The following is a 12,662-nucleotide window of genomic DNA, read 5'->3' on the forward strand; positions in this document are numbered from 1 at the left end:
TTTCCCTACCCCGCGGCGTCAGCAATCCAATCGGAGAGGCTTCGCGAAAAGCTTCGCGGCACGATGAGTTCGCACGCAGTCTCGCCGGTGCGCAGGAAGAGCAGGGGCACATGATGCAAGGATGTCAGCACGGCCCGGCGCGGAGCGGCCGCCGGCGCGCGCCAGTCGATAGTGATGCATTTGGAGAGAACCCGAGCGATGTGAGCCCCAGCCATTCTGAAACGCACGCGACCCTCGCCGAGAGAAAATGAACAGCCGAGATCTGGGTCGACGGCAAGCGAGGGCGCTTCAATACTGTCGTCGAGAGCCAGCCAGAGACGGCGAGGCGCGACGCGGATCACGAGGAGACCTTTGTGGCGAACGGTCTCTCCGACCGAGGCGGGAAGTTTCGTGCCGAGCGACGCCGTGACGCTCTTTTCGAATTGCCCCAGCGTCCCTTCCCAGCCCTCGATCTGGATGAGCGGGCAATCGGCCACGGACAGGCTGAAATCCGGGCTAGCCATGCAGCCGCTCTCCCTGCGGATCGAGGAATACCGGCGAGACGATTCGGGCACGCACCGTTTCGGCCTTCATCGGATAGACGGCCACGACCTCGCTTCCTTCGCTAGCGACATCGCCGGCAAGCAAGGCCAGCCCGACATAGTGGCCGCGTTCGGGGCTGAAGGTGACGGAAGTCACGCGGCCGCGCCCGTGGCCGTAAGGTTTCTCGCCCGGCAGGAACAGGATGGCGCCACCGCGAAGGCGTTTTCCCTCCTCGATGCATTCCAGTCCGACCAGGCGCTGGCGGTCGGGCGCCTGGAAGGCGGGGCGCCGTCGCAGCACGTCGCCGACGAAGCCGGTGCGCTTGCCGGCCATGCGGCCGAGGCCGAGATCGTCGAGCGTCGTGCGCCCATCGATTTCAGGTCCGGCGACATGGCCCTTTTCGACGCGCAGCGCGCCGAGCGCCTCGACGCCGTAAGGCTTCAGGTCGAACGGCCCGCCTGCTTCAAGCAGGCGGCTCCAGAGCTGTTCACCGGCAGTTGCGCCGACATAGATTTCGTAGGCGCGCTCGCCGGAATAACTGAGGCGCAGGATGCGGAGCGCACGGCCCTGCCATTCGCTTTCGAGCAATCCCATATGCGCAAGTGCCGCGTCGGAAACATCGAGAGCGGGAAACGCGGCACTCAGAATTGCGCGGCTTTTCGGTCCGGCAACCGACATCGCCGCCCATTCATCGCTCACCGAGGTCACGGCTACACGCAAATCCGGCCAGGCCGTATCGAGCAGGAATTCAAGACGCGACAGCACGTCGGCGGCCTTGGCGGTCGAGGTGGTCATGAAGAACCGGTTCTCGGCCAGCCGCGTCGTGGTGCCGTCGTCGAAGACGATGCCGTCGTCGCGCAGCATGACGCCGTAGCGCGCACGGCCAACCGACAGTTTGGCAAAGCCGTTGGCGTAGATGCGATCGAGGAAAATCGCGGCATCCGGGCCCTGGACGTCGATCTTGCCGAGAGTGGAGATGTCCATCAGACCTGCGGCCTGGCGCACACTCCGCATTTCGGCGACATAGGCTTCGTTCACGTCGAGCCCGGATTGCCTGTAGAAATAGGGCCGCATCCAGAGCCCGACCTCCAGCATCTCGGCGCCGTTCGCCATGTGCCAGTCGTGCATCGGCGTGCGGCGGATCGGCTTGAAATGATGGCCGATGGCGCGTCCGGCAAGCGCACCGATGGCGACCGGCGTATAGGGCGGTCGAAAGGTCGTGGCGCCGGTCTCGGGGATCGTTGCGTTGCGTAAGGCGGCCATCGCGGCAAGCGCCGCAAAATTGCTGGTCTTACCCTGGTCGGTGCCCATGCCGAGCGTGGTGTAGCGCTTCAGGTGCTCGACCGATTCATAGCCCTCGCGATGGGCGAGCTCGATATCCCCGGTCGTCACGTCCATCTGGAAATCGACGAAGGCTTTTCCACGTCCGAGAGAAGGGATTTCGCGAAACCGGGCCGTGGCGGCCTCGCCGAGATCGAGTTTCAACGGAGCGGGCACCGGCGCCGACTTGCCGCAGAACGATGCCGCCTCGGTGCCGGCGCGATGACCGTCCTCGATGACATCGGCGGTCGAATAAATTCCCATCATCGAGCCGGCGCCGAACCGGTCCGCCGGAAACGCCCCCGGCACGAAGCCGCCAATGTCGTTGCGATATTGAGGTTTGACGCCCAGGTGCGAAGTGAGATGCACGGTTGGCGACCAGCCGCCAGACACGCAGACCAGGTCGCAGGCCGTTTCCGATTGGCCGTCCGGTCCGTTGAGCGTTGCACGCCTGACGGCATGGCCGCCGCGCACGTCGACGATGCGCGTTGCGGCTCGCACCGCTACGCCGAGCCGTGCGGCTTCTGCTGCAAGTGCTGTGGGCGGCGCTACGCGAACATCGGCAACCGTTACCTCCGCGCCTGAAGCGGCATAGTCGAAGGCGGTGCGCCAGGCGCCGTCATTGCTGGTGGCGACGATGATCTTCTTGCCCGGTAGAACGGCGAAACGGTTGAGGTAGGTCCGGGCGGCCGAGGCAAGCATGACGCTGGGCCGGTCGTTATTCGAGAACACTATTGGCCGCTCGATGGCGCCGGTGGCGAAAACGATCGAGCGGGCGCGAAGCATAGTGAATGTCTGCCGCGCTTCGCCGGCCAGCTGCGGATTGCTTGGGTCGCGTTGCTCGACCAGTCCGATGACATTGCCGTCATAGATGCCGAAAGCGGTTGTCCGCTTCATCAGAGTGACGGGTTCGGAGCTCTCCAGCTCGGCCTCGGCCTGTCTCAACCATGCGGCCGCTGCGCTGTCGGGCGGCTCCGCCAGAAGCTGGCCGCCGAGCAGGAAATCCTGTTCGATCAGTGCGACCCGCACGCCGGCCGCCGCGGCAGCACGGGCCGCCGACAATCCCGCCGGGCCGCCGCCGATGATTGCGACGTCGGCAAACGCATGACGAACCTCGTAACGGTCGGGATCGGGGTCGGTGCCGGCCCTGCCCAGCCCGGCCGCCTTGCGGATAAAGTGCTCGTAGAACATCCAGGCGCGTCGCGTCGGGCCCATGAAGGTCTTGTAGTAGAAGCCGGCCGAAAGGAACGGCGCCAACAGGCCGTTGGCGCTTTGCACGTCAAAGGCGAGCGAGGGCCAGCGGTTCTGGCTTTCCGCGACTACGCCGTCTGCAAGTTCCAGTGTCGTCGCCGGCAGGTTCGGCTGGCGCCTGCCTGCGGTTGCGAGCGTGACCAGCGCATTCGGCTCCTCGGGCCCGGCGGAAAAAATGCCGCGCGGACGATGATATTTGAAGCTGCGCCCGACCAGGGTGACGCCGTTGGCGAGCAGCGCGGAGGCAAGCGTGTCGCCGCGATATCCGATCAGGCTCCGGCCGTCGAAGGTAAACTCGACCGGCTGCTCGCGGTCGATACGGCCACCCATCGACAACCGCTTGTGGTTCGAACTCATGCTGGTGATTTCCTGGCCGGCAATTTCCTGGCGAGATCGACGGATGCAATGGCGTGGTTGCGCGTGTCGCGTTCGACCACCAGCCATTGGCGGCAACCGGTCACGTGCTGCCAGAATTCGCGATGCAGCCCAGCCGGATTTGTCCTGACATAGACGTAACGGTACCAGGCCTCCGGATCGGGATCGTCGTGGGCCGGACGCGTGACCGAGGCATCGCCGCCATAGCGGAACTCGTCATGGTCGCGCGGACCACAGCAGGGGCATTCGATGCGCAGCATTGTCTTGCGCCTCCTATTGCAGCCAGGCTGAGGGGCCGGCGCCGGCCTCGTCGAGCGTGTGGCCGGTGCGGAAACGATCGAGCCCGTAGGCTGTGATCAACGGATGCGGCTTGCCGGTGGCGATCGTGTGGGCGAAGCACCAGCCGGAAGCCGGCGTCGCCTTGAAGCCGCCATAGCACCAGCCGCCGTTGAGAAAGAGGCCCTCGATCGGCATCGGGCAGATGATCGGGCTGGCATCGGGCGTCATGTCCATGACGCCGCCCCAATGGCGCAGCAGGCGGACGCGGGAAATACACGGCATCAGCGCAATCGCCGCCTCCGCCACTTCGCGCACGACGCCGAGATTGCCGCGCTGGGCGTAGGAATTGTAGCCGTCGAGATTGCCACCGAAGACCAACCCGCCCTTGTCCGACTGGCTGACGTAGAAATGGTCGGCACCGTAGGCGACGACGTGGTCTACCAACGGCTTCAGCGGTTCGGTGACGAACGCCTGCAGGACGTGGCTTTCGATCGGCAGTTCCAGGCCGGCCTTGGCGCCGAGCACGGATGTATGACCGGCAACAGCGAGGCCGACCTTGCCGGCGCCGATCCGGCCTTTCGTCGTTTCGACGCCGACGATCCTGTCGCCGTCGCGGAGGAAGCCTGTCACCTCGCAGTTCTGGATGATGTCGACGCCATGGCCGTCGGCGGCGCGCGCATAGCCCCAGGCGACGGCGTCGTGGCGCGCCGTGCCCGCCCGGCCCTGGAAGATGGCGCCATGGATCGGAAAGCGGGCCGTGTCGGAAAAATCGAGATAGGGCACCAGCCGGCGCACCTCGTCGCGGTCGAGGATATCGGCATCGATGCCGTTCAGCCGCATGATGTTGGCGCGGTGACTGAAGCCGTCGAGCTGATCGGCCGAATGCGCAGTGACGAGCTGGCCGCGCTGCGAGAACATGACGTTGAAATTCAGCGCCCGCGACATGTTCTCCCAGAGCTTCATCGAGAATTCGTAGAACTGGGTGTTGCCGTCGAGCAGGTAGTTGGAGCGGATGACGGTGGTGTTGCGGCCGACATTGCCGCCGCCGATATAGCCTTTTTCGAGCACCGCGACATTGCGGATGCCGTGGTTCTCGGCGAGATAGAAGGCGGTAGCGAGGCCGTGTCCACCGCCGCCGATGACGATCACGTCGTAGGCCGGTCTTGGCTCCGCCGCCCGCCAGGCGCGCTGCCAGTTCCTCTGGCCAGACAGCGCGTTGCGGAAAATCGAAAATGCCGAGTAGCGCGACATGCGTGCGGGCCTAGCGAACGATCGGGCCGGCCGGCGTGCGGGTAAGCACTTCGGCGCCCGCATCGGTCAGAAGTACGGTGTTGGAGACGAAATCATCGCCGCGACCGGTGCCCATCAGCCACGACAGGATGTGGAAGCTCATCCCCGTCTCGATCTCTAGGTCGGAATCGTGCCTCAAGCCGGTCACCGAATTGCCGCCGGTCCATGATGGCGGCTGGCCGGCGCCGACCAGATAGCCGCAGTGATGGCGGCGATAGTGGGAAAGACCGGCCTCGTCGGCGACTGCCTGCCAGGCGGCGTAGACGTCGCGCGCCTTGGCCCCGGGCCGCAGCGCCTCGACGACGGCATCGAACGCCTTGGCGGTCACTTCCGCCATCGCGGCGTCTTCGTCGCTGATATAGCCGATGCGAACGAGCCGGCCGAGCGGCGCGTGATAACGCGAGATGCAGCCGGACAGTTCGACGAAGACCGGCTCGCCCTTGCGGTAGATCCCGTCGCCCCAGGTCGTGTGCTCCTCGCCCAGGCGCGCGGCCGGGCGGATGAAAGGTCCGAAGCCCGGAGCATGACCGCCGGCGCGGATCATCGCCGCAACGCATTGGGCCGCAACCTCCTGTTCGGAGGCGCCGTCCGAGATCGCGGCGATTGCGGCGCCGGCGGCGGCGTCGGTCACTTGTGCCGCCTGACGCATCAGCGCCTGTTCCTCGGCGCTCTTCACCCGCCGCATCCTGTCGACCAGGCCGGAAACATCGCTCCATCTGGCATCGGCCTGCGTCTGGAGTGCGACGGCAAGCCCATGGCTGAGGCCCGCCGTCCAGTATTCGAGGCCGATCCGCTTGCCGGACAGGCTGATCTCCGCAATGACCCGCGCGGCAAGATCAGCTGCCGTATCACTGTCGGAATGGCCGCGGAATTCCGCTGCCGTCACCTGTTTTTCGATCGTCACCTTTTCCATCGAGCGGGTGACCAGAACAGGTTTTCCCTCGAGCGGCACGATCAGCAGGTGAGGGGCGAAATATCCCCAGTGATCGAGCCCGGTGAGATAGAAGACGTTCTCGGGCGAAGCAAACACCGCCGCGTCGAGCTTGCGCTCGGCCAGCGCCGTGCGGACCCTGACAAGGCGGCCGGCGATTTCGGCTTCGGAAAACGGATTGCGGTCCATCAGGCGTCCTCGTGCTGGTTGCCGGTTTCGTTGCCGGCATGATCTTTCGTCAGTGACCGGCTTCCCGTCCCCATGCTCAGTCGATGACGATGAGTTCGCGCGCCACGTCGCAGAGGCGTTCGCCGCCGCGATCCATGACGACGAAGGATTCCGAGATGGCGATGCCGAAATCGTCGAGCCAAACGCCGGCCATGAAATGGAAGCACATCCCGGACTGCATCTCGGTGGTGTCGCCGGGACGAAGGCTTGCGGTGCGTTCGCCCCAATCGGGCGGGTAGGCGAGCCCGACCGGATAGCCGACGCGGCTCTCCTTCTTCAGCCCGTTCTTCCTCAACACTGCCTGCCAGGCGGCTTCCACCTCTTCGGCGGTGTAGCCGGGGCGCGCCTTCTCAAGGCCGGCGTCGACGCCCTCGACGATCGCCTTGGCCATGTCGACGATGGCTTGCGGCGGCTTGCCGAAATGCACGGTCCGCGTCAGCGCCGCATGATAGCGCCGCCGCACCCCGGCGATCTCCAGTATGGCGAGGCCGCTGTCCGGCAGCGGCGCGTCGGACCAGGTCAGATGCGGCGTGCTGGTGCCCTCGCCGACGGGCATCAGCGGACAGATCGCGGCATAGTCGCCGCCCGCTCCAGGCACGCCCATGATCTGTGCGTGATAAATTTCCGCAATGACATGGTTCTGCGGCACGCCGGGCCGCATTTTTTCGATGGCGCGTTTCATGGCGTGCGTGCAGATCGCACCGGCCTCGCGGATCAGCACCAGCTCGGCTTCGGATTTGATCAGCCGCGCCCAGTTGACGAGATCGTGGTTGTTGGCGAAGTGCGCGTCAGGCAGCCCGCTGACGAGATGGGCATGGCAGCGCGCGGTGTAATAGTGCGCGTCCATCTCGACGCCGATGCGGGCGTTTCCCCAGCCACGCGACCGGATCAGTTGGGCGAGTTCGTCATAGGGGTGTTCGACGGGCTGCTGCACCAGCCGTTCCGAGAACGGCACGATGTTCTTCTCCGGCAGGCCGGTGGTCAGGCGTGCGCTCCTGGCGTCCTGCGCCCTGCCGAACCAGATCGGCCGGTCTTCCTCCAGATGGACGAGCACGCATTGCGGAACATAGAACGACCATCCGTCATAGCCGGTCAGCCAGCACATATTGGCTGGATCCTGACAGATGATGAGGTCGAAGCCGGCCTTCTCCATGCGTGACTTCACGCCGGCCAGGCGCTGCGCATACTCCGCTTGCGTGAAAGTCCCGAAACCGCTCGCGCTCGCCACCGAAATCCCACCTACCGGTACGCTGTTTTTTCTTAAATTGTGCACAACTAGGGCAATAATTCGTGGTTTGACTACGAATTATTACCGACTTTCCGTGGTTTTTATATCTTCGCTTGCACAATGTCTAGGGCAGTTGTATACGTCTTGACAAGCAGGTGTCGACCTCGAAGAAGGCCGCGCCCTGGGAATCATCAGTCAGTTGTTCAATGGGAGAAAAGCATGTTCAAATCATCGATATCGCGCCGGATGATCGTGAAAGCCGCCGCCTGCCTCGCGCTTGCCGCGACATCACTCACGGCGCTGCCCGCTTATGCGGAAACCACCCTCGAACGGGCCAAGAAGGACGGCTACATCCGCGTCGGCTTTGCCAACGAGGCGCCGTTCGGTTACGCCACGCCTGACGGCAAGCTGACCGGCGAAGCGCCGGAAGTTGCCAAGGCGGTGCTCGCCAAGATGGGCATCGCGCAGGTTGACGGCGTGCTGACCGAATTCGGCTCGCTTATTCCGGGTCTCAAGGCCGGCCGCTTCGATATCATCGCCGCCGGCATGTTCATCAATCCGAAGCGCTGCGCCGAGATCAATTTCTCCGAGCCGTCCTACGGCATCGGTCAGGCCATGCTGGTGGCAAAAGGCAATCCGAAAGGCGTGAAGGACTTTTCCAGCTTCAAGGAAAATCCGGATCTCAAGCTCGCCGTGATGGCCGGCGCCGTCGAGGGCGGCTATGCCAAGGACGCTGGCGTCGCCCAAGGGCAGATCGTTGCCTTGCCCGACCAGTCCAGCCTGGTCGCAGCCGTCCAGTCGGGCCGTGCCGACGCTGCTGCGCTGACCGCTCTTTCGATCGCCGACATGGCCAAGAAGGCCGACGGCGTCGAATCGACCAAGCCGTTCGGCGAGGTTGCCGGCAAGTCGGTAAAAGGCCATGGCGGCTTCGGCTTCCGCAAGGAAGACACCGATCTGCTGGAGGCGTTCAACGCCGAGCTGAAGACGTTCCTCGGTTCGCCGGAGCATATCGCGCTGGTCGAGCCGCTCGGCTTCGGCAAGGACTACCTCCCCAACAAGACCACCGCGCAGCTTTGCGCGGGCGAGTAGGTTCCCAACTGCTGGCGGCGCGAAAGCGCCGCCCTTTTTTCTAGGGGAATCGCATGGGAATCCGTACGCTTGTTGCCATGCTGGTCGTCGCGCTTGTCGTGATCGGTGCCTTGGCAACACAGGAATCTTACAAAGTGTTTATGCCGGGGCTGCTGCAAGGCGCGGTCCTGACGATCGAGATCGCTATCCTCGGCAGCCTGCTGGCAATTGTCATGGGCGTGCTGGCGGCGCTGGCAAGGATGTATGGCCCGGCGCCGCTCAGATGGCTGGCCACGGTCTATGTCGAGATCTTCCGCGGCACGTCGGCGCTGGTGCAATTGTTTTGGCTGTTTTTCGTGCTGCCGCAATTCGGTGTCACGCTCAACGCATTTCTGGTTGCTGTCCTGGCGCTCGGCCTGAACGTTGGAGCTTACGGATCGGAAGTCGTGCGCGGCGCGATCCAGTCCGTCGCCCGCGGCCAATGGGAGGCGTGTACCGCATTGAACATGAGCCGCCCCCAGATGTTGCGCCGGATCATCCTGCCGCAGGCTTTCGTCGCCATGATCCCGCCTTGGGGCAATCTGTTCATCGAGCTTTTGAAATCGACAGCGCTGGTCTCGCTGATCACGCTCTCGGACCTCGCCTTCAAGGCGCAGCAAATGAACCAGAACACGTTCAAGACCATTCCGATCTTCACCCTCGTCCTGCTGATGTACCTGGCAATGTCGCTGGTTGTGACCATCGGCATGCGGTTTCTCGAAAGGCGGGCTTCGCTCGGACTGGCGCGGGGGAAGGCAGCATGATCTGGGACTGGGCATTTGCTTTTGAAATCCTGCCGGTGCTCGCCCGCGCTGCCATCGTTTCCATCGAGGCGACGCTGATCGGCTTTGCGCTTGCCGCCTCGCTTGGCCTGGTGCTGGCGGTCGTCCGCATCGCCGTGCCGTGGACCGGCTGGACGATTTCGGTGCTGGTCGAACTGATCCGGTCGACCCCGCTGCTGATCCAGATATTCTTTCTTTATTTCGTCTTTCCGAAATTCGGCGTTGTGCTCGACGCCTTTACCGCCGGGGTGCTCGCCATCGGCATCCACTACGCAGCCTATTGTTCCGAGGTCTATCGCGCCGGTTTCGACAACATCCATCGCGGCCAGTGGGAAGCCTCGGTCGCACTCAATCTGTCAGCCTGGACGACGTTCCGCGACATCATCATTCCGCAGGCGATTCCGCCGATCGTTCCGGCGCTCGGCAACTATCTGGTTGCCTTGTTCAAGGAGACGCCATTGCTTTCCGCAATCGCCGTGCTGGAGCTGATGCAGACCGCCAAGATCATCGGCTCCGAAACCTTCCGCTACACTGAGCCGATGACGCTGGTCGGCCTGTTCTTCCTTGCCATGAGCCTGGTTTCTGCCGCGCTCATCCGCTCCCTCGAAGGCCTGCTCAACCGGAGGACCATGCGATGACGGAACAACCGATGGTCCGCTTCGACAATGTTTCGAAACGCTACGGCTCGCTGACCGTTCTCGACGGGCTCAATCTGGAAATAGCACGCGGCGAGAAGGTCTCCATCATCGGCCCTTCAGGTTCCGGCAAGACCACGGTGCTGCGTATGCTAATGACGCTGGAGACGATCAATGACGGCGTCATCTGGGTCGAAGGCGAGCCGCTCACCCACATGGAGAGGAACGGCAAGCTTGTTCCCGCCGATCTCGCACACATCCGCAAGATCCGCGCCAAGATCGGCATGGTGTTCCAGTCGTTCAACCTGTTCCCGCACATGACGGCGATGCAGAACTGCATCGAGGCCCCGATAACCGTGCTCGGCATGAAGCGCGCCGATGCCGAGGCGCGTGCGGCCGAGCTGCTCGACATGGTCGGCCTGTCGGAGAAGAAGGACCACTATCCCTCGCAGCTTTCCGGCGGCCAGCAGCAGCGTGTCGCCATCGCCCGCGCTTGCGCCATGCGGCCCAAGATCATGCTGTTCGACGAGGTGACCTCGGCACTCGACCCCGAACTCGTCGGCGAAGTGCTTGAAGTCATCCGAAAACTCGGTAGGGAACATGACCTCACCATGCTGATGGTCACCCATCAGATGGGATTTGCCAAGGAATTCTCCGATCGCGTCTGCTTTTTCCATGCCGGCAAGATCTGCGAGCAGGGGCCGCCAAGCGAGTTGTTCGGCGCCCCCAAGAACGAGCGGACGCGGCAGTTCCTGCACGCTGTCCTGGAGGCTGGATGACGCTTGAGACGGATGCCACGCACCTGGCCGCGACCGCCGCGCCGCCGCGCCCGCTCTCGGCGCGGGAGCGGTTCGAGCGTATCTACCGGATACTGCGCGACCGCATCTGCCTGCTCGACTACGCGCCGGGTAGCCATCTCTCCGAGGAAGAGCTTGCCCAGGAATTCCAGATCAGCCGCACGCCGGTTCGCCGTGTCCTGGCACGCCTCGAATCCGAGGGTCTGGTTCAATCCGTCCATGGTGTCGGCACGATCGTCACCGATGTCGACATCGAGGAATTGCAGCAGGTCTATCACTTGCGCCTGGAGCTGGCGCTTCTCGTCGGCAAGCTTTCGCCGATCCCGCGCACGGCGGACGACCTCGACCGGATAAGGGCACTCATCGCGCGCTGCGATTCCGATGTGCTCAATCCCGACCAGCGCGCTTTCCTGCGCCTCAACATGGATTTTTTCTACGAGCTCACCGCGATGACCGGCAACCAGCCGCTGCGCGAGATCAGCGAGCGCCTGTATTTTCAGGTCGCGCGCGTCGTCCTGAAGATGATGCCGCAGTTGGGCCTTGTGGAGGAGTTCACTGCGTTCCGCCGCGAAATGGAAGAGGTGCTTGCCGCCGCCGAGATCGGCGACTGGGAGTCCATCGGGCATATAAGGCGAGCTCATATCTCGATGAGTTTTCGCCGCATGATGCGTCATGCAGGCGAGGCCAGCATGTCGGGCGGAACTCTGTAATTTACGCTCTGAATTTCCTCTTCAGCCGGGAATGATATTTGCACAAAATCGACTGCCATCGCCATGTCGGGGCTACGCCAGGTCGCGCGCCGGTTGCCGTTTGATCCGGTGAGCGCCGGATCACGACCGGCGGACAGCGCTTCGTCGGCTGCCAACCAGCCTCAGCCAAGGCGCCGAATGGAAGGCGCTCATCAGCAAGTACATTACGACCATTCCGCTCAGCGGCGACGCATCTTGCGCCGCCGAGCAGATCATGTCCGCATCACCGGTGCCGACCGTCAGCAGCGCCATCAGTGCGAAGGTTGGCGCGGCTGCCAGGGATAGCCAGTCGGCCGCGCCGCGGGCGGCGACATTGTCGCTTGGGAAATCGGCAGATCCGCTGCCTGCGGGCGGCATCTTTTGCGTGTGGTTGGAGTGCAGTGTCATCGAACGTCAGTTCTGGCCGTACTCGTCGTGGCGGCGCCACCAGACGCCCGTCTCGTTACGCCCTCGGGGCGCGCGGTCGAGCCACTGATACATGCCCCAGAGGCCGTCCAGTCCGCGCGCATAGGTGGAATAGGCGTGGTAGACGACGCCGTCCTCGAGCACGAACGCGCTCATGCCTGGCCTCTCGCGCGTGTACGTGGCCATGTCTGTTCCGCTCATTGCAGCGAACGTCTCGGAGCCGTCGGCAGTCGTGCGCGAGGGTATCTTGGCGAGAGGCGCCTCGCGTACATAGTTGTATTCGATGCCTTCCTCGCGCTGCTGCTCCTCGGTGAACGAAACGTCGAAGTCGAAATTGAAGTCGCTGCCGTGTGAGGAGGCCCAGGGGAACGTCCATCCCATCCGCCCTTGTACGCCTGCAGCTTCGCGAGCGGTGCCCGCGATACCGCCGAAAGCATGACGTCGTGGTTGGCCAGGTGGACGACGAAGCCGTCGAATCCATCCGCGATCGCTGAGCAGGCCGGACAGCCCGCCGTATAATCGGGCCCGAACATGAAGTGGTAGACGAGGAGTTGCGAGCGTCCCCTGAAAAGGTCTGCCAGTGAAGCGCTGCCTTCGTCGGTCTCGAATCGGTAATCCTTGTCGATCCGAACCCAAGGCAATTCCTGCCGCCGCCGCGCCACCTCGTCGCTTTGTCGCGTGAGCTCCTTCTCCGCCTTGAGCAGATCAAGCCGCGCTGCCAGCCACTCCTCACGTGTCCCGGTCCTGTGTGTCGGCATCGTTC

General features: G+C 63.8%; 12 protein-coding genes and 1 pseudogene. 5 read left to right on the plus strand and 8 right to left on the minus strand.

Features of this window, described 5'->3' with window-relative positions; genetic code table 11:
* Positions 1-5: 5 nt before the first annotated feature.
* The 6 genes from BQ8482_RS07065 to BQ8482_RS07090 all read right to left on the minus strand — a co-directional run bounded on the left by BQ8482_RS07065 (position 6) and on the right by BQ8482_RS07090 (position 7,424).
* On the minus strand, positions 6-503 hold the full coding sequence (locus BQ8482_RS07065) for an aminomethyltransferase family protein (protein ID WP_123146809.1): 498 nt from the start codon (positions 501-503) through the stop codon (positions 6-8).
* The gene (locus BQ8482_RS07070) at positions 496-3,450 is read right to left on the minus strand and encodes a sarcosine oxidase subunit alpha family protein (RefSeq protein WP_123146810.1); all 2,955 of its coding nucleotides are present in this window, start codon (positions 3,448-3,450) and stop codon (positions 496-498) included. The genes BQ8482_RS07065 and BQ8482_RS07070 overlap by 8 nt, the downstream gene beginning before the upstream one ends.
* Positions 3,447-3,728 (minus strand): sarcosine oxidase subunit delta, encoded by a 282-nt coding sequence (locus BQ8482_RS07075; RefSeq protein ID WP_123146811.1) that lies wholly within the window; start codon positions 3,726-3,728, stop codon positions 3,447-3,449. Before BQ8482_RS07075 ends, BQ8482_RS07070 begins: the two co-directional genes overlap by 4 nt.
* 13 nt (positions 3,729-3,741) lie before the next feature.
* The gene (locus tag BQ8482_RS07080) at positions 3,742-4,998 is read right to left on the minus strand and encodes a sarcosine oxidase subunit beta family protein (RefSeq protein ID WP_123146812.1); all 1,257 of its coding nucleotides are present in this window, start codon (positions 4,996-4,998) and stop codon (positions 3,742-3,744) included.
* Positions 4,999-5,008: 10 nt separating this feature from the next.
* Positions 5,009-6,157, minus strand: a complete 1,149-nt coding sequence (locus tag BQ8482_RS07085; RefSeq protein WP_123146813.1) for a M24 family metallopeptidase — start codon at positions 6,155-6,157, stop codon at positions 5,009-5,011.
* A gap of 76 nt (positions 6,158-6,233) precedes the next feature.
* A complete protein-coding gene (locus BQ8482_RS07090; RefSeq protein WP_244602646.1) occupies positions 6,234-7,424 on the minus strand; it encodes a M24 family metallopeptidase in 1,191 nt (396 codons plus the stop codon).
* A gap of 219 nt (positions 7,425-7,643) precedes the next feature.
* On the opposite strand from BQ8482_RS07090, the gene ehuB reads away from it, so the two are divergent.
* Genes ehuB through BQ8482_RS07115 form a run of 5 tightly spaced genes read left to right on the plus strand, consistent with a single transcriptional unit; the run spans position 7,644 to position 11,455 of the window.
* Positions 7,644-8,513 (plus strand): ectoine/hydroxyectoine ABC transporter substrate-binding protein EhuB, encoded by an 870-nt coding sequence (gene ehuB / locus BQ8482_RS07095; protein WP_123146814.1) that lies wholly within the window; start codon positions 7,644-7,646, stop codon positions 8,511-8,513.
* Positions 8,514-8,566: 53 nt separating this feature from the next.
* Positions 8,567-9,295: an ectoine/hydroxyectoine ABC transporter permease subunit EhuC gene (gene ehuC / locus BQ8482_RS07100; protein ID WP_123146815.1), complete on the plus strand. Its 729-nt coding sequence runs from the start codon at positions 8,567-8,569 to the stop codon at positions 9,293-9,295.
* A complete protein-coding gene (gene ehuD / locus BQ8482_RS07105) occupies positions 9,292-9,951 on the plus strand; it encodes an ectoine/hydroxyectoine ABC transporter permease subunit EhuD (protein ID WP_095495147.1) in 660 nt (219 codons plus the stop codon). Before ehuC ends, ehuD begins: the two co-directional genes overlap by 4 nt.
* Complete coding sequence (gene ehuA / locus BQ8482_RS07110; protein WP_123146816.1) at positions 9,948-10,727, plus strand: ectoine/hydroxyectoine ABC transporter ATP-binding protein EhuA; 780 nt, start codon at positions 9,948-9,950, stop codon at positions 10,725-10,727. The genes ehuD and ehuA overlap by 4 nt, the downstream gene beginning before the upstream one ends.
* Positions 10,724-11,455 carry a GntR family transcriptional regulator gene (locus BQ8482_RS07115; protein WP_123146817.1) on the plus strand — a complete coding sequence of 244 codons (732 nt, stop codon included), beginning with the start codon at positions 10,724-10,726 and terminating at the stop codon, positions 11,453-11,455. Before ehuA ends, BQ8482_RS07115 begins: the two co-directional genes overlap by 4 nt.
* 120 nt (positions 11,456-11,575) lie before the next feature.
* On the opposite strand, the gene BQ8482_RS07120 is transcribed toward BQ8482_RS07115, so the two are convergent.
* Positions 11,576-11,881: a hypothetical protein gene (locus tag BQ8482_RS07120; RefSeq protein WP_123146818.1), complete on the minus strand. Its 306-nt coding sequence runs from the start codon at positions 11,879-11,881 to the stop codon at positions 11,576-11,578.
* A gap of 6 nt (positions 11,882-11,887) precedes the next feature.
* Positions 11,888-12,657 (minus strand): annotated as a pseudogene (locus BQ8482_RS07125) (DUF899 domain-containing protein).
* Between the last annotated feature and the right edge of the window lie 5 nt (positions 12,658-12,662).

Source organism: Mesorhizobium delmotii (genome assembly GCF_900149755.1).
In the GTDB taxonomy this organism is placed as follows: Bacteria; Pseudomonadota; Alphaproteobacteria; order Rhizobiales; family Rhizobiaceae; genus Mesorhizobium; species Mesorhizobium delmotii.